This is a genomic window from Marinobacter fuscus (assembly GCF_003007675.1).
Taxonomy (GTDB): domain Bacteria; phylum Pseudomonadota; class Gammaproteobacteria; order Pseudomonadales; family Oleiphilaceae; genus Marinobacter; species Marinobacter fuscus.
In genome coordinates this window covers 47,210-72,564 of the sequence record NZ_PXNP01000097.1, presented here as the reverse complement: position 1 = coordinate 72,564, position 25,355 = coordinate 47,210, and the positions used below count along the sequence as shown (strand labels likewise).

The following is a 25,355-nucleotide window of genomic DNA, read 5'->3' as shown; positions in this document are numbered from 1 at the left end:
CTCTCCTCAGACATCGCTCGGGAGAGCTGGCTGCTGCGCGCGGTTCTTGAGACGTTCGGTTATCCACAGATCGATCTCGGTGGAATCCCATCCGACAGCGCGAACGCCGAGGCGTAGCGATTGGGGAAACTCACCCTTTTTCATGAGCGAGTAGATATGCGCGCGTTTGAATCCGGATTTGGCCTCGACTTCGTCCAGCCGCAGGATGCGGCGCTCGCCGGGCAGCAGTGCAGTGGGCTGCGACATAGTGGTCACTCCTTAACGCTCAGTGGCGTTTGTTGGGGTGACCTCTATTCAATAGACATGGCTTCCGAAGTACATTGCAAATGCAATTTCCCAGACTGCAGATACAAGCTGGAAAACCTCAAGCAACTACGCTAGCGCTGCCCAGCTTCCTCCGTGCGCTGGCGAACTTGCCGTTCAGCGTGCGCTCGGTGATGCCCATGGTGCCGCCACGATGAGCGATCAACGCGCTGACGATGGCCTCCTGGGTGCTGAAGCAAGAGTGCGGCTTGCCCGAAGGAGATCTGCTCAGCATCAGCTCCAACATGCTGCCAATGATGTGCAGGTAGGTGGCCTCCGCACGATCACTGAGAGAACACTGGCCGCAGGCTGGGATTGCCCCAGATTGCTTGAGCAGTTCTTCGTGACGCTCCTTGAGGTTCCGCAGTTCGCGACGACAAAGCTCAAGCTCCGCCTTCATGGCTTGGCGTTCCACCAACATGGCCTGTCCGGCTTCCAGCGTGATGACGGGGTGCGCGATGCGCTCGATGCGACTGAAAAGAAAAGCAGGTCGATGCCCTGGGTAGTGGGTTTGCATCCAGTGTTTGAGATCGAGGTGGCGCACGGTCAACTCATGGGAATCAAGCAGGGATTCATCGTTCAACGTGATGCCGTTTCGACCATAGGGAAGCTCACCGTTGACGATGGCATCGTAGATGCGTTCCGTGCAGAGTCGCAGTTCATCCCATCGGGGGCAATTGAGCGTTCTCGGCAGATTTCTAGGCGACGAGATGGAGGACAGGATTTCTTGCGAGTAACGCCATAATCCTGCCCAGCGTATGGCGGCCTCAATCGGACGATAGAACACCTTTGAAGCTGGCAGCTCTTCATGCATGTCTCCATCTCCTTGCGGGAGCGCTACATCACCGACTCCTCTGCTGCCGATCGACGTATGGTCACGGCATTTGTTGTTTGGCTTCTTGGGCGCACGTTGGCGGGGTATGCCGAAGCATGTTGGGTCCACATGCTCAAGGCCAGTGGCCATTGCCCGCTCGATATGTGAAAATCGCGATGCTTCGACCATCGAGCGATTAGTGACCGCACCTGGTTGCGCTTGTACACGCCTGTCAGCGTCGTCGGCCTTGATTTTTTCATCAAGACTCATTTCGTATCGCGTGTTCTATAAGGGGTCTAACCGACTTGCCTCGGCGCTGCGTCTATGCGGTTTGATTGGTGCTGGCCAGGGGGGAGGCGATGCCGGTGAGACTTCCACGGCATCCTGATAGATCGACATAGCAACTGACTGCCTCGCTCCGCCTTGCGCATGATCAGCTGTGCAAGGCTGAGAGATGCGCACTCAGTTCGCGCACACGTACGCGATGCAGCGGACTGCCTCGGCACGGGGTAGCACGCAGGTGAGCGGATGGTGTTGGCGGCGAGTGGAAATTGGTGGACGGTCTTCGTTGACGACGCCCGAAAACGAGGCTAAAATTGAGGCCTTCGTTGAGACCCTCAGCGAAGAAAAGAGTTGGAAAACATACGCTTAGCGCGTCAGTGCTAGTCCCGTTTCCCGCTCCAGATTAAAGAAACCCGGCCTATGGCCGGGTTTCTTCGTTCTGGTGAGTTCATTTCTCCTTTCTCGTGACTCCTCGGTTATACTCGGCTGCCATATTAAGCAACGGTATCTGACAGATAGGCGAGTCCATGAAGATCAAGTCCCTGCATCTATACCCGGTCAAATCCTTGGCTGGTATTTCAGTTGATCGGTTCGAGCTGGATGACTTCGGCCCGAGGGGTGATCGACGCTGGGTTATTGTGGATGAAGCCAACCGCTTTGTGACGCAGAGACAGCTGCCCCTACTGGCAAAGGTCAAAACAGAACTCGACGATGATCTGGTAAGGGTGAGCTTTCCGGGCGGAGGGTCTTTTCTACTTGAGCCCGATGGCGGGCTGCAGGATGTAGTTGTCTGGCGTGATCAGGTGGCTGGCCGGGTTGGCGCATCTGAGGCGAGTGCAGCGTTAAGCCGGTACTGTGGCCAGGCATTGCGTTTCGTGTATATGCCCGAGGACAGCTTTCGGCGGGTAGACCCCGAGCGTGTTCCGGAGCAGCGGCGCGTCAGTTTTGCCGATGGCTTTCCGCTTCTGGTTACCACTCAGTCGTCTTTGGCGGAGCTTAATAGTCGCCTGGAGTCTCCCGTGGATATGAGACGATTCCGCCCCAACATTGTTGTCGAGGGATGCGCCCCCTGGGCGGAGGACGGCTGGCGGAGCCTGGCCGTTGGTGACGTTTCCTTTGAAGTGGTCAAACCATGCTCCCGTTGTGTGATGACTACCGTTGATCCGGACTCCGGCCTCAAGCATCCCGGCACCCAACCGTTGAAAACGCTGGCCGGGTACCGGCGAACGCCGGAGGGCGTGATCTTTGGCCAGAATGCCATTCATCAGTCCCATGGCGTGATTCGCGTTCGCGATCATGTAACCGCTATTTATCAGGAGAATTAAGACAGTGCCCCTACTTACCCTGGATCAGATTTCACTGGCTTACGGAATGCACCCATTGCTGGACAAGGCTGGTATGACCATCGAGCCGGGGGAGCGTGTATGCCTGTTGGGCCGCAACGGCGAGGGCAAATCGACATTGCTCAAAATTGTTGCGGGTGAGGTGGTACCCGACGGTGGAGTGGTGCGCCTCGATGAGGGTTCTGTACTGGCTGTTTTGCCCCAGAATTTGCCATCCGGTGATAGACGAACGGCCTACGATGTTGTTGCTTCCGCGTTTCCCGAGACCGGCGACCTGCTGGCGGAATTTCACCGTTTGTCCCAGCAGGCCGGTGAGGCGGATCTGGAGCGAATGATGAGAGTGCAGGAGCGGCTGGAGGCTCTGGACGGCTGGCGGCTGGACCAGAAGGTCAATACCATCCTGGGGCAATACGGTATCGACCCGGACAGGACGCTCAATACCTTGTCCGGCGGCTGGCAGCGTCGCGTTCTGCTGGCCAAAGCTCTGGTGGCCGAGCCGGATATCCTGTTGCTGGATGAGCCAACCAACCACCTGGACGTGCCCGCCATTGCCTGGCTTGAGGATGCTCTCGCCCAGTTTCGTGGTGCCATGCTGTTTGTCAGTCACGACCGTGCTTTTATACGCCGGATGGCGACCCGGGTTGTCGAGCTGGACCGCGGCCAGCTGGTTAGCTTTTCTGCCAGCTACGACCGTTATCTGGAACTGAAAGAAAAAGCACTGGAAGAAGAAGAGCGGCAGAATGCGCTTTTTGACAAGCGGCTGAAACAGGAAGAGGCCTGGATTCGCCAGGGTATCAAGGCGCGTCGTACCCGGAATATGGGCCGGGTGCGTGCGCTGAAGGCCATGCGGGAAGAGCACCGTCAACGGCGGGTGCGGGGCGGTACAGCCAGCTTTGCGGTGGAGCAGGCAGATAACTCCGGCAAACTGGTGGTCGAGGCGACCGGAGCGGGCTTTGGCTACAAAGCGGGCGAGCCGGTGGTGCAGAATATGAATCTGACCATTCTGCGTGGCGATAAGATCGGGCTGGTTGGCGAGAACGGTACAGGCAAGACGACGCTGGTTCGGCTATTGCTCGGCGAGCTGCAGCCAACCGACGGTCGTATTCGCCTGGGCACCAACTTGCAGGTAGCTTATTTTGACCAGCTTCGTGGTGAGCTGGATCTGGAGCTGAACGCTTTGGACAATCTGGCCGAAGGTCGGGAGTTCATAGAGATAAATGGCCAGAGCAAGCACGTACTTGGCTACCTGCAGGATTTCCTGTTCACGCCAGCCCGGGCGCGCTCGCCGGTAAGCGTGTTCTCAGGCGGTGAGCGGGCCCGGCTGCTGCTGGCCAAGCTGTTCAGTAAGCCTGCGAATATTCTGGTGCTGGACGAGCCCACCAACGACCTGGACGTAGAAACGCTGGAATTGCTGGAAGAGCAGCTCGCGGAATTCAAAGGAACCGTGATCGTTATCAGTCACGACCGGGAGTTTCTCGATAACGTGGTCACCGATACGATCTTCCTGGATGGCTCAGGAGCGGTGGCGGAGTATGTGGGCGGCTACAGTGACTGGCGTCATCAGGGCGGGCGCTTCCCCTCTGAGACTTCAGGAAATCGAGTCGACAAGCAGGACAAGCGTGACAAAGCCGACACTTCCACGAAAAAGTCTGAAGAAAAAACCAGGACTGCGGAGCAATCGGCAAAAGCCAGGCCCGCCAAGTTGAGCTATAAGCTTAAACTTGAGCTGGAACAATTGCCGGGCAAAATTGAAGCACTGGAGCAGCAGATTGCCGAGCTTCAGGATAAGATTTCCGATCCGGAATTTTACGCAGGATCACCGGATGAAGTTTCGGCAACCCTGGAAGCACTGACATCCCAGGAGTCGCTTCTGGAGGCCGCAATGAGCCGGTGGATGGAACTGGAAGAACAGGCGACCCAATGAACATCAGTTATAATTTTCGGTTTCCCGATAAGCGGGAGATCGCCTTTAAAGTATCCACGTCGGCCCCGGCCCCTTCTGTAGCAGAGGATGCCACCCTGCCTTCGTGGGTGCGTTTATCGCATTGTCAGTGCTCCAATTGCCCACTGCAACCCGGTGACAGTGCAAATTGCCCGGCTGCGGTACAGATACTGCCTGTGGTAGAGGCGTTTCAGGCGGAGGATGCCTACCAGAAGCTGGATGTTACGGTAACCGATGAGCGCCGCTCCTACTTCAAACACACAACTCTGGAAGAGGCACTGAGATCCCTGTTGGGGTTGAAGATGGCCACCAGCGGTTGCCCGGTGCTCTCGGAGCTGAAGCCGATGGCTCAGGATCACCTGCCGTTCGCCAATAGCGATGAATTTGTTATGCGCAGTGTTGGTTACTATCTGCTGCAACAGCTTTTTTCCAAGCGCAATCAACAGGATCCCGACTGGGAGCTTGCCGGGCTGGTGGAGCGCAACAAACGTTTGCAACTGGTCAACCAGGCGCTATGGCAAAGAATTCATGCGGTGTGTCAGGGGGATAGTAATCTGAAGGCGCTGCTCAATTTCTTTTCAATGGCGTCCAGCGTCAGCGTCTCTCTGGAAAGTCAGCTACGAAAACTGCAGGTAAGGATGAAAGGAGAGGGCTGAGCGCCCCCTCCGAAACTAATGCCCTGCGTCTGAATCAGTCTGCTGGTGATCAACGAATCCGGATTGCCAGCACATCACATTCTGTGCCGTGCAGAACGCCGTTGGCGGTTGATCCCAGCAGCAGCTGGAAGCCCTTACGGCCATGGCTGCCAACAATGATCAGGTCGACTTCGTGGTCGTTCGCCAGCCGGTGTATTTCAGACTCCGGGCGGCCCACCGAGACGATCTGGTTCACCTGCGGAATGCCATATTCCTCGCCATATTTGCCCAGCTGCTCTTTGGCTGCTTTGTCCAGTTGATCCTGCAGCTCCGACAAGTCCATCGGGATGTCACCGCCATAGGCGTAGCCAACGGGCTCAACAATATGCACGAGCAAAAGTTCCGCGCCCTGTGCGCTGCACATGGCTGTCGCCTTATTCAATACCTGTGGTGCCTCTTCGGTCAGGTCGATAGCGACCAACATCTTCTTGTACGTTGACATGAGGTTTTTGCTCCTTGGTTCGTCGGGATACTGTCAGCTTAGTACGAACACGATACCCGGAAAAGCCTGTGTCGGTGCTGACTGGTATCAAATCGAAAGCTGAACCCGCTTCATGCCCGCCCGCTTGGGCCGGGAGAGGTTCAGGCATCCCGGGACAGCAGATGTATGGCCGAAGTCAGCCCCTCGATAATGCCTTTGGAGTAGCGGTCAATGATGAAGCTTACATTGCGTTCGTTGTAGTTGATGTAGGACGCCCGGATGAATTGCCACTTTGCTGCGACATCCTCCAGCACTGCCTTCAGTTCACCATCGGCTGGCCCGCTGCGCACTGCGTCGAGCAGCGTGTCGAATGAGCTCGCCTGTTCATCCAGAGGTACTTCCGTTGCTGCGCCCTGGAAGGTCTGGGCCACGGCAGAATGAGTGCGCGCTGCATAGCGTGCCATCATCTGGGCCATGACAACAGCCGCCGAGCGGGCAGATTCCACTCGCGTGTCGGGCTCCACACCGATACGCTCACGGGCGATCGAATAGAGTTCGCTGGCAAGGTTGTTCATGTCCAGGGCCTGGTTAGCCAGGTCGGCCATCAGGCGAAGATCCGGATAGCCACGCTCCCGCACTTCATTGATGTTGTTGCGCATGAGGTCTTTGTACAGGTCGAACTGCTGATTCAGTTGCCCCAACTGTTGTTGCGAAAGCGCCTCGCTGTTGCTCGCAACCAGAGAATTCATGGCGTCGTTCGAGCTGTTTACTCCGATAACGATACGGTTCAGGGTGTCGGTATCGTTGCTTGCACTGAAACTGTAAAACGCGTCGAGGGCCTGGTAGTTGCTGATCCGGAAGTTGTGCAATTCAGCCAGGAAAGATGTTTTCTGTTCCTGGGCCTGTGCGTTGAATACAGACAGACAAAGCAGCGTAAGGGTTGCAAGGAGTGACCGGTACCGCAGGCAAACGTCTTTCATCGGATAGGACTCCGTAATTCTGTTTCTTATTGTGGACTAAAGTCGTACATCGAAGTTAAAGTAACCGTACAGGTTAGGCAAGTGATTTCCGGTGCTTACGTGCGCTGATGTGATATTCGTACGAGTTTCATCCTCAAATACATTGACAAACGCTTCTTTTTTTTTCATCGTGTGTCCTCACGATTCAAACGACTGTATGAATTTTGGATCGGAAGATCGGGCAGTGACCGAAATCTCGCTGCACAAACGATCGGCCGGCATGGGCATCGCCGACCGGTTGTCAGCAGTTCCAAACACAGACTGGAGATCAGTTGATGATTTACGAAGGTAAAGCCATCACGGTTAAAGAGATCGAAGGCGGGATCGCTCAGTTGGACTTCGACTTGCAGGGCGAGTCAGTCAACAAGTTCAACCGTCTCACCATCGAAGAACTGGGCGCCGCAGCTGAAGCACTCAAATCCCAGAAGAACCTGAAGGGCCTGGTGGTAACCAGCTCCAAGGACAGCTTCATTGTCGGTGCCGATATCACCGAGTTCACCGAGCTGTTTGCCGGTTCCGAAGAAGACCTCGTGGCCAATAACCTCAAGGCCAACGAAGTATTCAACGCCATTGAAGACCTGCCGTTCCCGACGGTTACCGCTATCAACGGTATCGCTCTGGGTGGTGGTTTCGAAATGTGTCTGGCGACCGACTACCGTGTTATGGCTCCCAAGGCCAAGGTAGGTCTGCCGGAAGTGAAGCTGGGTATCTTCCCGGGCTTTGGCGGTACTGTTCGTCTGTCCCGTCTGGTTGGCGTGGATAACGCAGTAGAATGGATTGCGGGAGGCGCCGAAAACCGTGCCGACGCGGCCCTGAAGACCGGCGCTGTGGACGCTGTGGTTGAAGTGGACAAGCTGGTCGATGCGGCCATTGCCATCATTAACCAGTGTAACGAAGGCAAGCTGGATAACATGGCTCGCCGGGAAGAGAAAAAAGGCAAGATCAAGCTGAATGCCATGGAAAGTATGATGGCATTCGAAATTTCCAAGGCGTTCGTGGCCGGCAAGGCTGGCAAGAACTATCCGGCGCCGGTGGAAGCGATCAAAACCATGCAGAAGCATGCCGGCATGACCCGCGACAAGGCGATCGAAGTAGAAGCCAAAGGCTTTGCCAAGATGGCCAAGACCAACGTTGCTGCGTGTCTGGTTGGCCTGTTCCTGAATGATCAGGCGTTGAAGAAAAAAGCCAGTGCCTGGGAAAAAGAAGCGGCCGATGTGAAGCAGGCGGCAGTTCTGGGTGCCGGTATCATGGGCGGTGGTGTGGCATTCCAGTCTGCACTGAAAGGCACGCCGATCATCATGAAGGACATCAATCAGGACGGCATCAAGCTGGGCCTGAATGAGGCCAAAAAACTGCTGGCCAAGCGTGTTGCCAAAGGTCGTATGGATGCCAGCCAGATGGCAGACGTGCTGAATAGCATCACACCGAGCCTGAACTATGGTGATTTCAAGAACGTAGATCTGGTTGTTGAAGCAGTTGTTGAAAACCCGAAGGTAAAAGATGCGGTTCTGCGCGAGACCGAAGATGCGGTTCGCGAGGACACCATCCTGACCTCCAATACGTCCACCATCTCCATCAACCTGCTGGCGAAGAACCTGAAGCGTCCGGAAAACTTCTGCGGAATGCACTTTTTCAACCCGGTACACATGATGCCGCTGGTTGAGGTTATTCGTGGTGAGAAAACCAGTGATCGCGCCATCGCGACTACGGTTGCGTATGCCAAGGCCATGGGCAAGTCGCCGATCGTTGTGAACGATTGCCCGGGCTTCCTGGTAAACCGCGTGCTGTTCCCGTACTTCGGCGGCTTTGCCGCGCTGGTTCGTGACGGCGCCGATTTCCAGAAAATCGACAAGGTCATGGAGAAGTTCGGGTGGCCCATGGGCCCTGCGTACCTGCTCGACGTGGTCGGCATGGACACCGCCAAGCACGCCAACGAAGTCATGGCTGAAGGCTTCCCCGAGCGTATGAAGGCCGATTTCAAATCTGCCATCGACGTGATGTTCGAGAACGACCGTTATGGTCAGAAGAACGACAAAGGCTTCTACAAATACGTTGAAGACAAGAAGGGCAAGCCCAAGAAAGTTGTAGATGAAGATGTCTACAAACTGATTGAGCCGGTGGTCAACGGCCAGAAAGACTTTGAAGAGGAAGACATCATCGCGCGCATGATGATTCCGCTGTGTCTGGAAACCGTTCGCTGTCTGGAAGACAACATTGTTGAAGACCCCGCCGATGCGGATCTGGGTCTGATCTACGGTATCGGTTTCCCTCCGTTCCGTGGTGGCGCCTTGCGTTACATCGACGACATGGGCGTAGACAAGTTCGTCGAACTGGCAGACAAGTATGCAGATCTTGGTCCTTTGTACACGCCGACCGAGAAGCTGCGTGAAATGGCCAAGACTGGCAAGAAGTTCTTTGGCTAACCCTTACGAGATTTCCGAACGGAGAAAGATCTATGAGCCTTAATCCGAGAGACGTTGTCGTCGTCGATTGCGTGCGGACTCCGATGGGTCGTGCCAAAAACGGTTGTTTCCGCAACGTACGTGCGGAGACTCTGTCGGCTGCGCTGATCGAAGCACTGTTTGAGCGCAACCCGAAGCTCGACCCGAAAGAAGTAGAAGATGTGATCTGGGGCTGTGTAAACCAGACCAAGGAACAGGGGTTCAACGTGGCCCGGCAGATTTCCCTGCTGACCCGTATCCCCCATGAGTCGGCGGCTCAGACAGTGAACCGCCTGTGCGGTTCTGCCATGAGCGCGATTCACACGGCGACTCAGGCAATCCAGACCGGTAACGGTGATGTTTTCATCGTTGGTGGCGTTGAGCACATGGGCCACGTGCCCATGACGACTGGCTTCGACCACAACCCGGCGGCATCCAAGTATTCTGCCAAGGCCTCCAACATGATGGGCCTGACCGCAGAAATGCTGGCCAAGATGCACGGCATCACTCGTGAGCAGCAGGACGAGTTTGGCGCCCGCTCTCACCGTCTGGCCCACGAAGCTACTCTGGAAGGCCGTTTCAAGAATGAAATTGTGCCGATCGAAGGGCACGATGAAAACGGCTTCTTGAAGCTGATCGAGGAAGACGAAACCATCCGTCCAGAAACCACTGCCGAGTCTCTGGGCCAGTTGCGCCCGGCGTTTGATCCGAAGAACGGCACGGTAACGGCGGGTACCTCTTCCCAGTTGACCGACGGTGCGGCCGCCATGGTGCTGATGTCGGCAGAGCGTGCCGAGGCTCTTGGGCTTAAGCCCCGTGCCCGTGTTGTCAGCGCGGCCGTGGCTGGTTGTGACCCTGCGATTATGGGTTACGGCCCGGTTCCGGCCACCAAGAAGGCGCTCAAGCGTGCAGGCCTGAAAGTTGAGGACATCGACTTCTGGGAGCTGAACGAAGCGTTTGCAGGCCAGTCTCTGCCTGTTCTCAAAGACCTGAAGCTTCTGGGTGTGATGGAAGAGAAGGTCAACCTGAACGGCGGTGCAATTGCGCTGGGCCATCCTCTGGGTTGCTCCGGTGCGCGTATCTCCACTACTCTGATCAACGTACTCGAAGCCAAAGGCGGTAAATATGGTGTATCCACCATGTGTATCGGCCTGGGGCAGGGTATTGCGACCGTGTGGGAGCGCCTCTGATCGGCTCTGGCTGATTGCAGGTAGTATAAAAAGGCCCGGCTTATGCCGGGCCTTGCTGTTTCCGGTTGTGGAAAGTGACTATCGGACCAGAAAAACGCTGATTGAAATCAAAGAATGGGTTGTCTTGCTATTCTTGACCCTGTAAAACAGTGGGCCAATACACAATGGCAACCCTTGTGTTTTCCAGTTGCCTGATTTTTATGCGAGTTTACGGTTTGTCTATAATTTGACCGTGTAATCGCCAAGGATACAGATTTCCGATATGGGTAAAAGTCTCGTTATTGTCGAGTCGCCAGCGAAAGCGAAGACCATCAACAAGTACCTGGGCTCCGACTTTATTGTTAAATCCAGTGTTGGCCACATCCGTGATTTGCCGGTGAGTGGTAGCGGCAGCCAGTCCGACCCGAAAGAGCGGGCGAAGCAGGCCGCGGCTACCCGCAAGATGAGCCCGGAAGAAAAAGCGATTCATAAGAAGCGCAAGGCGCGCGAGCAGTTGGTTGCCCGCATGGGTGTGAATCCGGATGACGACTGGAGTGCCCGTTACGAAATCCTGCCGGGCAAGGAAAAAGTGGTCAGTGAGCTAAAAAGGCTGGCCAAGTCTGCCGACCACATCTATCTGGCAACGGATTTGGACCGTGAAGGGGAGGCGATTGCCTGGCACCTTCAGCAGACGATTGGTGGCGAGCCCGAAAAGTATCGGCGCGTGGTGTTTAACGAGATCACCAAACGGGCCATCCAGGAGGCGTTTGAGGCTCCGGGAGACCTGGACAATGCGATGGTTAATGCTCAGCAGGCACGCCGGTTCCTCGATCGCGTTGTCGGCTACATGGTGTCGCCACTGCTGTGGGCCAAGATTGCCCGGGGCCTGTCGGCTGGTCGGGTTCAGTCCGTCGCCGTTCGCCTGATCGTTGAGCGTGAACGGGAAATCCGCAAGTTTGTACCGGAAGAGTACTGGCAGTTGCACGCCGACCTGGGTGCAGAGGGTACCAGCGAGCCTGTTCGGTTTGAGGTGACCCGCTACGCAGATAAGCCCTATCGCCCGGTGAATGAAGCTCAGAGCAATGAGCACGTGGATAGGCTGACAGCTGGCAGCTTCAAGGTGGCCAAGCGTGAGGACAAGCCGACACGCTCGAAGCCCTCTGCGCCGTTTATTACGTCCACCCTGCAGCAGGCAGCCAGTAACCGCATGGGCTTCTCGGTCAAGAAAACCATGATGTTGGCCCAGCGCCTGTATGAAGCGGGCTTCATTACCTACATGCGTACCGACTCTACCAACCTGAGCCAGGATGCATTGGTAAGTTGCCGGGATTTTGTCCAGAAGCAATTTGGTGAGCGCTACCTGCCGGAGAAGCCCAGGTTCTACGGCAGCAAAGAGGGCGCTCAGGAGGCTCACGAAGCGATTCGGCCAACCGATGTGAGCCGCAGGCCTACCGATATTAAAGGCCTGGAAAAAGACGCAGAGAAGCTCTACGAACTGATTTGGCGCCAGTTCATCGCCTGCCAGATGGCGGACGCGGAATTTCTGAGTACGTCGATTGTCGTCGCCAACGGCGACTATGAGCTGCGTACCCGCGGTCGCATCGTCAAGTTTGAAGGCTTTCTGAAGGCGGCACCACAGTCATCGAAGAAGGATGATGATGTGGCTTTGCCGGACATCAAGGTCGATCAGCCGCTGAACCTGAGTAAGCTGGATCCAACCCAGCACTTTACCAAGCCTGCTCCCCGCTATACTGAGGCGAGCCTGGTTAAGGAACTGGAAAAGCAGGGTATTGGCCGGCCCTCGACCTACGCATCAATCATATCCACCATTCAGGATCGCGGGTATGTGCGGTTACAGAACCGCCGCTTTTACGCTGAAAAAATGGGCGAAATCGTCACCGAGCGGTTGGCCGAGTCTTTCCCCAACCTGATGGATTACGACTTCACTGCCCGGCTTGAGGATGAGCTGGATGATATCGCCGAGGGCGACGTGCAGTGGAAAAAGGTTCTGAACGATTTTTATGCACGTTTCCGCAGCCAACTCGAGAGCGCAGAGCAGGCCGAAGGTGGAATGCGGGCCAATACGCCCACAGAAACCGATATTCCGTGCCCGAGCTGTGGTCGCAATATGCAGATTCGTGTGGCCAGCACCGGGGTTTTCCTGGGATGTTCCGGCTATTCGCTGCCGCCGAAGGAACGCTGCAAAACCACCATCAATCTGGTAACCGGCGATGAAGTGGTTAGTGCTGACGACGATGTGGAAGGTGAGGGCGAAACCCGCCTGCTGCGGATGAAGCGTCGCTGCCCGAAATGCAGCACCGCCATGGATAGCTATCTGGTAGACGAAAAGCGGAAGCTGCATGTGTGCGGTAATAACCCCGACTGCTCGGGCTATGAAGTAGAGCAGGGCAGTTTCCGCATCAAGGGCTACGATGGGCCGACTCTGGAGTGTGATAAATGCGGTTCGGAAATGCAGCTGAAAACCGGCCGTTTCGGTAAATACTTCGGGTGTACCAGCGAAAATTGCAAGAACACCCGCAAGTTGTTGAAGAGCGGCGAGCCAGCGCCGCCCAAGATGGATCCGGTACCCATGCCGGAGCTGCAGTGTCAGAAAGTGGACGATACCTATGTGCTCAGGGACGGTGCCTCCGGATTGTTCCTGGCGGCCAGCAAGTTCCCGAAGAACCGGGAAACCCGGCCACCGCTGGTGATGGAAATCAAACCACACCGGAAGGAAGTCGATCCGAAATACGATTATCTGATGGACGCACCGGAAAAAGACCCCGAGGGCAATCCGACGGTGATTCGTTACAGTCGTAAGTCCAAAGAACAGTATGTCATGTCGGAGAAAGACGGCAAGGCGACTGGCTGGTCAGCCTGGTACGAGGGGGGGCGTTGGGTGCCTCGCGATAAGAAAAAATAAGATGGCTGCATAGAATCTGAGGAAAGAAGAGCTCGCAAGCTTCTGTCTTTCCTCGGTTTTTATTTAAGGTTTGTTTGTTATTCTTGGGCTCGGCGTAGACGCTGAATCAGCGATGAGGTGTCCCAGCGGCTTCCGCCCATAGCCTGAACGTCGCCGTAAAACTGATCGACAAGGGCTGTGACGGGCAGCGGTGCGTTGATTCTGGAAGCCTCCTGCAAACAAATGCCCAGGTCTTTGCGCATCCAGTCCACGGCAAAGCCATAGTCGAACTTACCGGCAATCATGGTATGTGAGCGGTTGTCCATTTGCCAGGATTGTGCGGCTCCCTGCGAGATCACCTCAACCACTTTTGTGACATCCAGTTCTGCCAGTTCGGCAAAATTAAGCGCTTCTGACAATCCCTGAATGAGCCCGGCAATGGCAATCTGGTTGACCATTTTGGTTTTCTGGCCGCTACCGGCAGGCCCCATCAGGTTTATCGCGCGGGTATAGGGGGCTAGCACCGGGGCTGCGCGGTTGAAGGCAGCTTCCGATCCTCCGCACATGATGGTAAGGGCGCCATTTTCGGCGCCCTGTTGGCCGCCTGAAACCGGTGCGTCGATGAATGCCTGTCCGCGTTGGTCGGCTGCCCTGGCAAGCCGTTCGGCAATGCTGGCAGAGGCCGTGGTGTGATCGATAAGAATGGCGCCGGGCGCAGCGTTTTCCAAGATGCCCTCGGGGCCTTCGAACAGCTCTGTAAGGTCTTTGTCGGCGCCCACGCAGGTCACGACAAAGTCGGCATTGTTGACGGCGCCGGCAATCGTCTCGCACGCTATGCCTTGGTATTCATTGACCCATTTCGCGGCTTTGGTAAGAGTGCGGTTCCAGACCGCAACCTGATGCCCCGCGTTTGCGAGGTGGCCCGCCATGGGGTAGCCCATAACGCCAAGGCCGATAAATGCTATCTTTGCCATTGTGTGCTCCTGCGTGTCGGTGATCCGTTTCTCTGTTGCCATGGTGCAAAAAAAGCCGCTGGATCAGCGGCTTTTTTCAGATAAAACGCAATCGCTCCGTTTACTTTTTTCGATAGTCGCGCTTCGGTGAGCCGGTGTACAGCTGGCGCGGGCGGCCAATGCGGTTAGCGCCGCTGACCATTTCGTTCCAGTGGGAGAACCAGCCGATGGTGCGAGACATTGCAAAGATGACTGTGAACATCGAGGTCGGGATGCCGATCGCTTTGAGGATGATGCCAGAGTAAAAATCGACGTTCGGGTAAAGCTGGCGTTCGACGAAGTACTCGTCTTCCAGGGCGATTTTCTCCAGACGCTGGGCAATCTTGAGCAGCGGATCGTTCTCCAGCCCCAGCTCGCTCAGCACTTCGTGAGCGGTTTCGGCCATCACTTTGGCGCGCGGGTCGAAGTTCTTGTAAACGCGGTGTCCGAAGCCCATCAGGCGGAAAGGATCATCTTTGTCTTTGGCCTTGGCAATAAAGGTTTCGATATTGGACTCGTCGCCAATCTCGGCCAGCATATCCAGAACGGCTTCGTTCGCGCCACCGTGTGCCGGGCCCCAAAGTGCCGCGATGCCAGAGGCAATACAGGCGTACGGGTTGGCGCCGGTAGAGCCAGCCAGGCGCACCGTCGAGGTAGACGCATTCTGCTCGTGGTCTGCATGCAGGATGAAGATCTTGTCCATGGCTTTGGCCAGCACAGGATTCGGCTTGTAGTCTTCGCAGGGCGTGCCGAACATCATGTGCAGGAAGTTTTCGGCGTAAGACAGATCGTTCCGCGGGTACATGAACGGCTGCCCGACGGAGTATTTGTAACACCAGGCGGCGATGGTCGGCATCTTGGCGATCAAGCGATGGCCGGTGATTTCACGCTGCTTGGGGTCGCTGACGTCCATCTGGTCGTGGTAGAAGGCTGATAAGGCACCAACCACGCCGCACATGATGGCCATCGGATGCGCATCACGGCGGAAGCCGTTGAAAAAGTTGCGCATCTGGTCGTGCAGCATGGTGTGGTTTTTAATGGTGTCGTGGAACCGCTTGTTCTCTTCTTCGCTCGGCAGTTCGCCATTCAGCAACAAATAGCAGACCTCAAGGAAGTCCGATTGCTCGGCCAGCTGGTCAATGGGGTAGCCGCGATGCAGCAGTACACCGTTGGCGCCATCGATGTAGGTGATGGCTGATTCGCAGGCTGCAGTGGATACAAATCCGGGATCGTAGGTGAATACGCCTTCCTGTACCAGGCCTCGAACGTCGATAACGTCTGGGCCGACGGTGCCGGAATACATCGGTAGCTCAATGGACTTATTTCCCACCGAGAGCGTGGCTTTCCTGTCGGTCATGGTGCTCTCCTGTCTGATTGGCTGTGAAACAGCTTCGTCTACTTATGAGGTGCGCGGAAAGCGCGTATTATGGCAAAACTGGCGGCAAAATATAGGGCGTTAGCTTTTTTTGTCAATGCGCGGGTTGGCTAACCCGTCAAAAAACTTGCCATCTGTCTATGCGGGAAATCCAGAACCGGGCCCGTTACGCGATGGCCGGACTTTCTGTCAATACGCCTTTTCGACGGTGTATCACCGGAGCGTTAAAGGCTTTTCCGTTGGATTGCCCGTTTGTAATTAGTGGGGTGTCTCCTTATAATCCGTACCCCGGAATCGGGGATAGCCCTGTACGCAGGCATCAGACCAGCAACCTAACAGGTAGCCATCCACCCTTCTGAGCCAATCGGTTATCGGTCTCGTATCGAATCGCCGAACCCTACATACCAACCTACCGCTACCGAGTTTTCGGATTCGCGGAACCAAGAGAGAGTGTGAGAGCGCTGTGAATAGCAAACGACCAGTAAATCTCGATCTCGGCAAGTTTCATTTTCCCCTGCCAGCCATTACATCGATTCTGCATCGTATCAGCGGCATCATCATCTTCGTAGGTGTTGCTTTCCTGATGTACGGTCTGGATCTCTCCCTTTCCGGAGAAGATGGTTTTAACCGGGTCAATGAATTGCTGGACAGCTTCCTGGCGAAGCTGATTATCTGGGGCATCCTGTCTGCTCTATTGTACCACCTGGTGGCGGGTATCAAGCACCTGCTGATGGATATGGGTATCGCCGAAGAGCTTGAAACCGGTCGCCTGGCCGCGAAAGCAACCATTGCGGTGTCCGTTGTTCTCATTATTCTGGCAGGAGTCTGGGTATGGGCATGAACAGTGTAACGAATCTTGGCCGAAACGGTATCCAGGACTGGATCATCCAGCGCGCGACAGCCTACGTATTGGCTCTTTACACGCTGTTTCTTCTTGGTTTCTTTGTCACAACAGATGTCGACTACCAGTCATGGAACGCTCTGTTTGCGCAAGGTTGGTTCAAGGTGTTCAGCTTGCTGGCGCTACTCTCTATCGCTGGCCATGCATGGGTAGGTTTGTGGACCGTTTCCACCGACTACATCAAATCTGCGATGCCTCGCTTCCTGTTCCAGGCGGCCTGCGTGCTCGTGATGTTTGTGTATGTAGTCTGGGGCATTCAGATTCTTTGGGGGCTTTAATCGATGGCTAACATCAAAACCATGTCTTTCGATGCGATTGTGATCGGTGGTGGCGGTGCCGGTATGCGAGCCGCTCTTCAGCTGACCGAATCCGGGCTTAACACCGCTTGTGTTACCAAGGTTTTCCCGACGCGTTCGCACACAGTATCGGCCCAGGGTGGTATTACCTGTGCCATCGCTAGCGCAGATCCCAACGATGACTGGCGCTGGCACATGTACGACACCGTCAAGGGGTCTGACTACATCGGTGACCAGGATGCCATTGAATACATGTGCTCGGTTGGCCCGCAGGCCGTTTTTGAGCTGGAGCACATGGGTTTACCATTCTCCCGTACCGAGCAGGGCCGTATTTACCAGCGTCCGTTCGGTGGGCAGTCCAAGGGGCCGGATAATCCGACTCAGGCGGCGCGCACCTGTGCCGCAGCTGACCGCACGGGTCACGCGCTGCTGCACACGCTTTACCAGGCTAACCTCAAGGGTGGCACCTCGTTCCTGAACGAGTGGTACGCTGTCGATCTGGTAAAAAATGGCAAGAATGAAGTGGTTGGTGTGGTTGCCATCGAGATTGAGACCGGTGAGGTTTGCTACATCAAAGCCAAAGCCACGGTTCTGGCCACCGGCGGTGCAGGTCGTATCTACGCCTCCACCACCAACGCCATGATCAACACTGGTGACGGCATCGGCATGGCGCTGCGTGCCGGCTTCCCGGTGCAGGACATGGAGATGTGGCAGTTCCACCCCACGGGTATTCATGGAGCCGGTACACTGGTCACCGAGGGCTGTCGGGGTGAGGGTGGTTACCTGATCAACTCCGAAGGCGAGCGTTTCATGGAGCGTTACGCTCCGAACGCCAAAGACCTGGCCGGTCGTGATGTTGTTGCCCGCTCTATGGTTCTTGAAATTCTTGAGGGTCGTGGCTGTGGCCCAGACAAGGATCACGTGCTGCTGAAGCTGGATCACCTGGGTGAAGAGACGCTGACCCTGCGTCTGCCGGGTATCTGCGAGCTGTCACGCACCTTTGCCCACGTCGACCCTGTTAAAGAGCCGATCCCGGTTGTGCCGACCTGTCACTACATGATGGGCGGTATTGCCACCAACGTTGGCGGTCAGGCTCTGGCTCAGGACGAGAACGGTCAGGATCAGCCGATTCCGGGTCTGTTTGCCTGCGGTGAGGCGGCCTGTGTATCGGTGCACGGTGCCAACCGTCTGGGCGGCAACTCGCTGCTGGATTTGGTGGTATTCGGTCGTGCGGCAGGTCTTCACATTGAAGAGCAGCTGCGGAGCGGTTTTGAGGTTGACGAAGCCAGCGAAGAAGACATTGCCCGTGCCATGGCGCGCCTGGAGCGTCTGGACAGCGCCCGTGAGGGTGAGGATGTCGCGCAGGTTCGCAAGGATCTGCAGAACTGCATGCAGCTCTACTTCGGTGTTTTCCGCGACGGCGAAAGCATGGAGAAGGGGCTGAAGTTGCTGGAAGAAATCGGCGAGCGGGTTCGTAAGACCAAGTTGGCAGATACCAGTAAAGCCTTTAACACGGCCCGTATCGAAGCGCTGGAACTGGATAATTTGTACGAAGTGGCTTACGCCACCGCGAAATCGGCAATCGAGCGTAAAGAAAGTCGTGGTGCCCATGCCCGTAACGACTTCACCGAGCGTGACGACGAAAACTGGCTGAAGCACTCGATGTTCTTCCCGGTCGACAAGCGTGTTGGCAAGCGTGATGTGAACTTTGCGCCCAAGACAGTGCCGATGTTCGAGCCGAAAATCCGGACCTATTAAGAGGGGGATGACGAAATGTTGGTAAGTCTGTATCGCTATAACCCGGAATCCGACAACGCCCCTTATATGCAGGACGTGGAAGTGGAGATTCCGGCTGGCAAGGACTTGATGGTTCTTGATGTGCTGAACCTGGTGAAGGAGAAAGATCCTTCCATGTCATACCGCCGGTCTTGCCGTGAAGGTGTTTGCGGCTCCGATGGGATGAACATGAACGGTAAAAACGGTCTGGCCTGTATTACGCCGGTATCGGAAGTGGCCAAAGGGAACAAGTTGGTGTTGCGCCCGCTGCCCGGCCTGCCGGTTATCCGCGATCTTGTGGTCGACATGGGTCTGTTCTACAAACAGTACGAAAAGGTTATGCCGTACCTGGTGAACGACAACCCGGCTCCGGCCATCGAGCGTCTGCAGTCACCGGAGGACCGTGAAAAGCTCGATGGCCTGTACGAGTGTATTCTCTGCGCCTGCTGCTCCACGGCCTGTCCGTCGTTCTGGTGGAACCCGGACAAGTTCATTGGCCCGTCAGGTTTGTTGCAAGCCTACCGGTTCCTGGCTGACAGTCGTGACACCGCTCAGGCTGAACGTCTGGCAAATCTGGACGACCCGTTCAGTGTGTTCCGCTGCCGCGGCATCATGAACTGCGTCAGTGTGTGCCCGAAAGGCCTGAACCCCACAAAGGCGATTGGTCATATCCGGAATCTGTTGCTGCAAAGAGCCACCTGACCGGCAAATCTGGCAGTACCAGCTATACTGGTGCCCAGGCACCGGTTAGTACCCCTGAAGGCCTCGCTCAATGCGGGGCCTTCAACCAAAGGCTTATAGGCAAAAGTCTTAGCGGGGTTCAAACTTGTGCACGCTGTTCCGGTGCGCTTATCCCGTCACCGGGCAGTGTTGCTGAGTACAAAAAATCATTGGGGACGGAAAACATCCTTGCCGGGTGTGGTGGCCAAAGTCATGCCGTAATAACCCGTATTGACTGAGAATTACCCCTGGCCGACCATACCCGCTCCCCCGCACCAGCCCAAGGTGAGCTATTCAAAATGCACGAAAGCATCATGGAGCAGTTATGGCAAACTTCACACCTTCAGGGTGGAAATCTTGCCTACGTTGAACAGCTTTTCGAAACCTACCTGACAGACCCTAATTCAGTTCCCGAAGAGTGGCGGAGTTATTTCGACAAACTCCCCAGCGTCGATGGCTATAAAGGCCGCGATATTGTCCATTCCACAATCCGTGAACAGTTTGAGCACATCTCCCGGAATCAGCGCTTCCTCGCAAGCGGTGGAGTTCCTGCAGCGGCAACCTCTGATGCCGACAAGAAGCAGATTCGTGTTCTCCAGTTGATTAACGCTTTCCGTTTCCGCGGTCACCAGGAAGCAAAGCTTGATCCGCTGGGCGTCTGGCAGCGTCCTCAGGTAGAAGATCTCGATCCCCGATTCCACGAATTGTACGAATCTGACGAAGATCTCGAATTCCAGACAGGCTCCCTGAATCTGGGCGCCGAAACCATGAAACTCGGCGACATTGTCCAGGGCCTCCGTCAGACTTATTGTGAAAGCATCGGCGCGGAATACATGCACGTGGTGGATACCCGCATCAAGCGTTGGTTCCAGCAGCGTATGGAGCCTGTGCGCTCCCGCCCCGAGTATGAAGCCGATACCCGCAAGCACATTCTGGAGCGCCTGACCGCAGCAGAAGGTCTGGAGAAGTACTTGGGCTCCCGTTACCCGGGTGTTAAGCGCTTTGGCCTTGAGGGCGGTGAAAGCCTGATTCCTTGCCTGGATGAGTTGATCCAGCGTGCCGGCTCCTATGGCACCAAGGAAATTGTACTGGGTATGGCCCACCGTGGTCGCCTGAACGTGTTGGTGAACACGCTCGGCAAAAACCCGAAAGAATTGTTTGACGAATTCGAGGGCAAAAAACTCGCGGATTCCGGCTCCGGTGACGTTAAATATCACCAGGGTTTCTCATCCAACGTGATGACCCCTGGCGGTGAAGTGCACCTGGCCATGGCCTTTAACCCGTCCCACCTGGAAATCGTTTCTCCGGTGGTTGAAGGGTCAGTTCGTGCCCGCCAGGATCGCCGTGGCGATACCGATCGCAGTCAGGTACTGCCAATCGTGATGCACGGTGATGCTGCCTTTGCGGGGCAGGGTGTGGTCATGGAAACCTTCCAGATGTCGCAAACCCGTGGTTTCGGCGTGGGCGGTACCATCCACATCGTCATCAACAACCAGGTTGGCTTCACTACCAGCAAGCAGGAAGACGCCCGTTCAACCGAATACTGCACCGACGTTGCCAAAATGGTTCAGGCACCGATTCTGCACGTGAACGCGGACGACCCCGAAGCCGTTATGTTTGCCACCCAGATGGCCATGGATTATCGCAACGAGTTCAAGCGCGATGTGGTGATTGACCTGGTTTGCTACCGTCGACGTGGCCACAACGAAGCCGACGAGCCGGCAGCAACCCAGCCGTTGATGTACGAGAAAATCCGCAAGCTCAAGACCACCCGCGGCATTTATGCCGAACAATTGGTGGCAGCAGGGGTTATCTCGGAAGACGAAGCAAAGCAAATGGAAACCGACTACCGGGACGCGCTCGACAAAGGCGATCACGTGGTCAAATCCCTGGTCAAGGAGCCGAACAAGGAGCTCTACGTTGACTGGGCTCCGTATCTGGGGCATCAGTGGACTGCCAAGTGTAAAACCAGCGTTGGTCTCAAGACCGTTCAGAAGCTGGGCAAGAAACTGACCGAAACCCCCGAAGGTTTCAGCATTCAGCGTCAGGTTTCCAAGATCGTTAATGATCGCGAAAAAATGACCGCTGGCGCCTTGTCCCTGAACTGGGGTTATGGCGAGATGATGGCCTACGCCACCCTGCTGAACGAAGGGCACCCGATCCGCCTGACCGGTCAGGACGTTGGTCGTGGCACCTTCTCTCATCGCCATGCGGTTCTGCACAACCAGAAAGACGGCTCTACGCACGTATCACTGCAGAGCCTGAGCGAGGATCAGCCCGCGTTCGATATCTATGACTCCTTCCTGTCGGAAGAGGCCGTTATGGCTTTCGAATATGGCTACGCCACGACTACGCCCAACGCATTGATTGTCTGGGAAGCCCAGTTTGGCGACTTCGCCAACGGTGCTCAGGTGGTGATCGATCAGTTCCTGACCAGTGGTGAGCACAAGTGGGGCCGCCTGTGTGGCCTGACTTTGTTGCTGCCGCACGGCTACGAAGGGCAGGGGCCAGAGCACAGCTCCGCGCGCCTGGAGCGCTTCCTGCAACTGTGTGCCGAGCACAACATCCAGGTGTGCGTGCCGACCACGCCGTCGCAGGTCTTCCATATGCTGCGCCGTCAGGTTAAGCGCCCTCTGCGCAAGCCTCTTGTTGCCATCACGCCCAAGAGTCTGCTGCGCCATAAAGAGGCGATTTCTGATCTGGACGATCTGACCTCCGGCACCTTCCAGACGGTACTGCCCGAGAAAGAAGCGCCGGATACCAAAAAAGTCACCCGCATGATTCTCTGCAGCGGCAAGGTCTACTATGATTTGCTGGAAAAGAAGAAAGCAGACGAGCGCGATGATGTGGCTATTGTCCGTATCGAACAGCTGTATCCGTTCCCGGCGGACGATCTGGATGAGATTCTTGGCCAGTACCCCAAGCTCAAGCATGTAGTCTGGTGCCAGGAAGAACCAATGAACCAGGGCGCCTGGTACTGCAGTCAGCACCATATGCGCAACGCACTGCAGCGCCTGAACCCCAAGCTTTACCTTCAGTATGCCGGTCGTGAAGCTTCCGCCGCTCCTGCCTGTGGCCATATGTCTGTCCACATTGAAGAGCAGAAGAAGTTGGTTAACGACGCGTTCGAAATCTGACGAGCTACCGAACTAAGGAATTGTAATGTCTACAGAGATTAAAGCCCCCGTTTTCCCTGAGTCGGTCGCCGAAGGCACCGTCGCGACCTGGCACAAGCAGCCGGGTGAGGCCTGCTCCCGTGACGAGCTGATTGTCGATATCGAAACCGACAAGGTTGTGCTTGAAGTGGTTGCACCAGCTGATGGCGTAATCGAAGAAATCGTCAAGAACGAAGGCGACACCGTTGAAAGCGGTGAGCTGATTGGCAAGTTCAAGGAAGGTGCGGCCGGTGAGGCCAAGCCCGCCGCAGCCAAGTCCGAAGAGCCGAAAGCTGAAGAGAAGGCTGAAGCCGCATCCGGCGACGCCATTCTGAGCCCGGCAGCCCGCAAGCTGGCAGAAGAGAACAGCATCGACCCGAACTCCGTCAAAGGCACGGGTAAAGACGGCCGGGTAACCAAAGAAGACGTGCAGGCGCACATCGATGGCAACAAGGGCGCGGCCAAAGCACCCACTGCCGCCAGCGCGCCGTCTGTGGAACTGGCTCAGGGCGAGCGCCCCGAAAAGCGTGTTCCCATGACCCGCCTGCGTGCCAGCATCGCCAAGCGTCTGGTAGACGCCCAACAGACCGCCGCCATGCTGACCACCTTCAACGAGGTGAACATGGCGCCGATCATGGAGATGCGCAAGCAGTATCAGGACAGCTTTGTGAAGCGTCATGGTATCAAGCTGGGCTTTATGTCGTTCTTCACCAAGGCTGCCACTGAAGCCCTCAAGCGCTTCCCGGCGGTGAATGCGTCGATCGACGGCAACGATATGGTGTATCACGGCTACCAGGATATCGGTGTAGCGGTGTCTACCGACCGCGGTCTGGTTGTGCCGGTGGTTCGTGACACAGACGCACTGGGCCTTGCGGACATCGAGAAGAAGATTGTCGAGTATGGCACCAAGGCCAAAGAGGGCAAGCTGGCGATCGAGGACATGACCGGTGGTACCTTTACCATCACTAACGGTGGTATCTTCGGTTCACTGATCTCAACCCCGATCCTGAACCCGCCACAAACTGCGATTCTGGGTATGCACAAGATCCAGGAGCGCCCGATGGCAGTGAATGGCAAGGTTGAGATCCTGCCAATGATGTATCTGGCTCTGTCTTACGATCACCGCATGATCGATGGTAAAGAGGCAGTACAGTTCCTGGTAGCCATCAAGGAAATGCTGGAAGACCCTGCACGCATCCTGCTGGATGTGTAAGCTGACACTCAACGAATTTTAACAACAGGAAAAATTATGTCTGATAAATTCGACGTTATTGTCATTGGTGCAGGCCCCGGCGGTTATGTTGCTGCCATCAAGGCGGCACAGCTGGGTCTGAAAACCGCGTGTGTAGAAACCTGGACCGGTAACGACGGCAAAAGTCAGGTTCTGGGTGGTACGTGTCTGAACGTGGGTTGTATCCCTTCCAAAGCGCTGCTGGAAGTGACTCACAAGTTTGAAGAGGCGAACCACGACTTTGAAGGTTTTGGTATCAAGACCAAAGGCGTTGAAATCGACGTCGCCAAAATGATGGAGCGCAAAGACGGTATTGTTAAGCAGCTGACGGGCGGCATTGCCGGTCTGTTCAAAGCCAATGGCGTTACCTCCATTCATGGCCACGGCAAGCTGCTGGCAGGTCGCAAGGTTGAAGTCACCGACAAGGATGGCAAAACCAAGACCTACGAAGCCGACAACGTCATTATCGCCACGGGCTCCAGGCCTATCGAGATTCCGCCGGCACCGTTCGATGGTGAACACATTGTCGATTCTGAGGGCGCTCTGGAATTCTCTGAAGTACCCAAGCGGCTTGGCGTCATCGGCGCGGGCGTGATTGGTCTTGAGCTGGGTAGCGTTTGGGCTCGCCTGGGCTCTGAAGTGACGGTGATTGAAGCGCAGGACAGCTTCCTGCCCGCAGTGGATCAGCAGCTCGCCAAAGATGCTCTCAAGCAGTTCCAGAAGCAGGGCCTGAACATCGTTATGGGTGCCCGTATGACCGGTGCGGAAGTCAAGCGCAAGCTGGTTAACGTAACCTACGAGGATGGCAAGGGTAAGCAGGAAGCCAAGTTCGATAAGCTGATTGTTGCCGTTGGCCGTCGCCCCTATACCGATGGTGCGCTGGCTGAAGATTCCGGCGTCAAGATGGATGAGCGCGGCTTCATCTTTGTTGACGACAAGTGCAAGACCGAAGCCCCGGGTGTCTGGGCCATCGGTGATGTGGTGCGTGGCCCAATGCTGGCCCACAAAGCGTCAGAAGAGGGCGTAATGGTGGCGGAGCGTATCGCCGGGCACAAGCCGCAGGTGAACTACGACTGCATCCCGAATGTGATCTACACCTTCCCGGAAGTTGCCTGGGTTGGCAAGACGGAAGAACAGCTGAAGTCTGAGGGTGAAGAGTACAATGTGGGCACCTTCCCGTTTGCCGCCAACGGTCGTGCGATGGCAGCAAACGCAGCGTCCGGCCTGGTGAAAATCATCGCCGATGCCAAAACCGACCGCATTCTGGGTTTCCACGTGGTTGGGCCTCAGGCGTCTGAAATCGTGGCCCAGGGCGTGATCGCCATGGAGTTCGGTTCCAGTGCCGAGGATCTGGCTCTGACCTGCTTTGCGCACCCGACTCTGTCCGAGTCTGTGCACGAAGCGGCCCTGGCAGTCGCAGGCGGAGCGATTCACGTCGCCAACCGTCGCAAAAAGAAGTAACGCATCGTCGAAACATGGGGCGCCACTTGCGGCGCCCCTCTGCCATCATAACGGCAGGTTTTTCGATTGCGTAACCGGTGGGCTGCGGTAATCCTGGGCCCGCCAGAACGAATTCGT

General features: G+C 56.1%; 19 protein-coding genes. 13 read left to right on the top strand and 6 right to left on the bottom strand.

The window, feature by feature from the left end:
• Nucleotides 1-6 precede the first annotated feature (6 nt).
• Nucleotides 7-246 (bottom strand): AlpA family transcriptional regulator, encoded by a 240-nt coding sequence (locus C7H09_RS13365; protein WP_003296444.1) that lies wholly within the window; start codon nt 244-246, stop codon nt 7-9.
• A gap of 118 nt (nt 247-364) precedes the next feature.
• Nucleotides 365-1,117 carry a hypothetical protein gene (locus C7H09_RS13360; protein WP_003296443.1) on the bottom strand — a complete coding sequence of 251 codons (753 nt, stop codon included), beginning with the start codon at nt 1,115-1,117 and terminating at the stop codon, nt 365-367.
• A gap of 809 nt (nt 1,118-1,926) precedes the next feature.
• On the opposite strand from C7H09_RS13360, the gene C7H09_RS13350 reads away from it, so the two are divergent.
• From C7H09_RS13350 to C7H09_RS13340, 3 genes are read left to right on the top strand one after another with little or no spacing between them, the layout of a single operon-like run.
• Nucleotides 1,927-2,724, top strand: a complete 798-nt coding sequence (locus tag C7H09_RS13350; RefSeq protein WP_106763481.1) for an MOSC domain-containing protein — start codon at nt 1,927-1,929, stop codon at nt 2,722-2,724.
• 4 nt (nt 2,725-2,728) lie between these two features.
• Entirely contained in the window at nt 2,729-4,666 is a 1,938-nt protein-coding gene (locus tag C7H09_RS13345; protein WP_106763479.1) for an ATP-binding cassette domain-containing protein, read from the top strand.
• Nucleotides 4,663-5,340: a DUF6901 family protein gene (locus C7H09_RS13340; RefSeq protein ID WP_106763477.1), complete on the top strand. Its 678-nt coding sequence runs from the start codon at nt 4,663-4,665 to the stop codon at nt 5,338-5,340. The genes C7H09_RS13345 and C7H09_RS13340 overlap by 4 nt, the downstream gene beginning before the upstream one ends.
• A 49-nt stretch (nt 5,341-5,389) precedes the next feature.
• Here C7H09_RS13340 and C7H09_RS13335 read toward each other — a convergent pair whose 3' ends face one another.
• Nucleotides 5,390-5,821 (bottom strand): universal stress protein, encoded by a 432-nt coding sequence (locus C7H09_RS13335; RefSeq protein WP_106763475.1) that lies wholly within the window; start codon nt 5,819-5,821, stop codon nt 5,390-5,392.
• Nucleotides 5,822-5,961: 140 nt separating this feature from the next.
• The gene (locus C7H09_RS13330; RefSeq protein ID WP_106763472.1) at nt 5,962-6,780 is read right to left on the bottom strand and encodes a hypothetical protein; all 819 of its coding nucleotides are present in this window, start codon (nt 6,778-6,780) and stop codon (nt 5,962-5,964) included.
• Between the two features lie 314 nt (nt 6,781-7,094).
• Between C7H09_RS13330 and fadB the strand changes: the two genes are divergently transcribed.
• The 3 genes from fadB to topA all read left to right on the top strand — a co-directional run bounded on the left by fadB (nt 7,095) and on the right by topA (nt 13,352).
• Nucleotides 7,095-9,242, top strand: a complete 2,148-nt coding sequence (gene fadB / locus C7H09_RS13325) for a fatty acid oxidation complex subunit alpha FadB (protein WP_106763470.1) — start codon at nt 7,095-7,097, stop codon at nt 9,240-9,242.
• A 32-nt stretch (nt 9,243-9,274) separates the two neighbouring features.
• On the top strand, nt 9,275-10,450 hold the full coding sequence (gene fadA / locus C7H09_RS13320) for an acetyl-CoA C-acyltransferase FadA (protein WP_106763467.1): 1,176 nt from the start codon (nt 9,275-9,277) through the stop codon (nt 10,448-10,450).
• A gap of 262 nt (nt 10,451-10,712) precedes the next feature.
• Complete coding sequence (gene topA / locus C7H09_RS13315) at nt 10,713-13,352, top strand: type I DNA topoisomerase (protein ID WP_106763464.1); 2,640 nt, start codon at nt 10,713-10,715, stop codon at nt 13,350-13,352.
• A gap of 77 nt (nt 13,353-13,429) precedes the next feature.
• On the opposite strand, the gene C7H09_RS13310 is transcribed toward topA, so the two are convergent.
• Entirely contained in the window at nt 13,430-14,347 is a 918-nt protein-coding gene (locus C7H09_RS13310) for an NAD(P)-dependent oxidoreductase (protein WP_116704454.1), read from the bottom strand.
• Nucleotides 14,348-14,405: 58 nt separating this feature from the next.
• Nucleotides 14,406-15,680 carry a citrate synthase gene (gltA, locus tag C7H09_RS13305; protein WP_106763460.1) on the bottom strand — a complete coding sequence of 425 codons (1,275 nt, stop codon included), beginning with the start codon at nt 15,678-15,680 and terminating at the stop codon, nt 14,406-14,408.
• 481 nt (nt 15,681-16,161) lie between these two features.
• On the opposite strand from gltA, the gene sdhC reads away from it, so the two are divergent.
• The 7 genes from sdhC (at nt 16,162) to lpdA (ending at nt 25,238) form a co-directional block, all read left to right on the top strand.
• On the top strand, nt 16,162-16,539 hold the full coding sequence (gene sdhC, locus C7H09_RS13300; protein ID WP_106763458.1) for a succinate dehydrogenase, cytochrome b556 subunit: 378 nt from the start codon (nt 16,162-16,164) through the stop codon (nt 16,537-16,539).
• Complete coding sequence (gene sdhD / locus C7H09_RS13295; RefSeq protein ID WP_106763752.1) at nt 16,536-16,877, top strand: succinate dehydrogenase, hydrophobic membrane anchor protein; 342 nt, start codon at nt 16,536-16,538, stop codon at nt 16,875-16,877. The genes sdhC and sdhD overlap by 4 nt, the downstream gene beginning before the upstream one ends.
• A gap of 3 nt (nt 16,878-16,880) precedes the next feature.
• A complete protein-coding gene (gene sdhA / locus C7H09_RS13290) occupies nt 16,881-18,653 on the top strand; it encodes a succinate dehydrogenase flavoprotein subunit (protein ID WP_106763456.1) in 1,773 nt (590 codons plus the stop codon).
• Nucleotides 18,654-18,668: 15 nt separating this feature from the next.
• Nucleotides 18,669-19,373 carry a succinate dehydrogenase iron-sulfur subunit gene (locus tag C7H09_RS13285; RefSeq protein WP_106763453.1) on the top strand — a complete coding sequence of 235 codons (705 nt, stop codon included), beginning with the start codon at nt 18,669-18,671 and terminating at the stop codon, nt 19,371-19,373.
• A 317-nt stretch (nt 19,374-19,690) separates the two neighbouring features.
• A complete protein-coding gene (locus C7H09_RS13280; protein WP_106763451.1) occupies nt 19,691-22,528 on the top strand; it encodes a 2-oxoglutarate dehydrogenase E1 component in 2,838 nt (945 codons plus the stop codon).
• A 25-nt stretch (nt 22,529-22,553) separates the two neighbouring features.
• Nucleotides 22,554-23,759, top strand: a complete 1,206-nt coding sequence (gene odhB, locus C7H09_RS13275) for a 2-oxoglutarate dehydrogenase complex dihydrolipoyllysine-residue succinyltransferase (protein WP_106763448.1) — start codon at nt 22,554-22,556, stop codon at nt 23,757-23,759.
• Nucleotides 23,760-23,795: 36 nt separating this feature from the next.
• Nucleotides 23,796-25,238 (top strand): dihydrolipoyl dehydrogenase, encoded by a 1,443-nt coding sequence (gene lpdA, locus C7H09_RS13270; RefSeq protein WP_106763446.1) that lies wholly within the window; start codon nt 23,796-23,798, stop codon nt 25,236-25,238.
• The last annotated feature ends 117 nt before the right edge of the window (nt 25,239-25,355 follow it).

Coding starts and splice junctions, on each gene's coding strand:
- sdhD (WP_106763752.1), top strand. CDS start 16,536: ATGAACAGTGTAACGAATCTTGGCCGAAACGGTATCCAGGACTGGATC.
- C7H09_RS13285 (WP_106763453.1), top strand. CDS start 18,669: ATGTTGGTAAGTCTGTATCGCTATAACCCGGAATCCGACAACGCCCCT.
- C7H09_RS13340 (WP_106763477.1), top strand. CDS start 4,663: ATGAACATCAGTTATAATTTTCGGTTTCCCGATAAGCGGGAGATCGCC.
- gltA (WP_106763460.1), bottom strand. CDS start 15,680: ATGACCGACAGGAAAGCCACGCTCTCGGTGGGAAATAAGTCCATTGAG.
- C7H09_RS13335 (WP_106763475.1), bottom strand. CDS start 5,821: ATGTCAACGTACAAGAAGATGTTGGTCGCTATCGACCTGACCGAAGAG.
- fadB (WP_106763470.1), top strand. CDS start 7,095: ATGATTTACGAAGGTAAAGCCATCACGGTTAAAGAGATCGAAGGCGGG.
- topA (WP_106763464.1), top strand. CDS start 10,713: ATGGGTAAAAGTCTCGTTATTGTCGAGTCGCCAGCGAAAGCGAAGACC.
- lpdA (WP_106763446.1), top strand. CDS start 23,796: ATGTCTGATAAATTCGACGTTATTGTCATTGGTGCAGGCCCCGGCGGT.
- odhB (WP_106763448.1), top strand. CDS start 22,554: ATGTCTACAGAGATTAAAGCCCCCGTTTTCCCTGAGTCGGTCGCCGAA.
- C7H09_RS13310 (WP_116704454.1), bottom strand. CDS start 14,347: ATGGCAACAGAGAAACGGATCACCGACACGCAGGAGCACACAATGGCA.
- C7H09_RS13365 (WP_003296444.1), bottom strand. CDS start 246: ATGTCGCAGCCCACTGCACTGCTGCCCGGCGAGCGCCGCATCCTGCGG.
- C7H09_RS13350 (WP_106763481.1), top strand. CDS start 1,927: ATGAAGATCAAGTCCCTGCATCTATACCCGGTCAAATCCTTGGCTGGT.
- sdhA (WP_106763456.1), top strand. CDS start 16,881: ATGGCTAACATCAAAACCATGTCTTTCGATGCGATTGTGATCGGTGGT.
- C7H09_RS13330 (WP_106763472.1), bottom strand. CDS start 6,780: ATGAAAGACGTTTGCCTGCGGTACCGGTCACTCCTTGCAACCCTTACG.
- fadA (WP_106763467.1), top strand. CDS start 9,275: ATGAGCCTTAATCCGAGAGACGTTGTCGTCGTCGATTGCGTGCGGACT.
- C7H09_RS13360 (WP_003296443.1), bottom strand. CDS start 1,117: ATGCATGAAGAGCTGCCAGCTTCAAAGGTGTTCTATCGTCCGATTGAG.
- C7H09_RS13280 (WP_106763451.1), top strand. CDS start 19,691: ATGCACGAAAGCATCATGGAGCAGTTATGGCAAACTTCACACCTTCAG.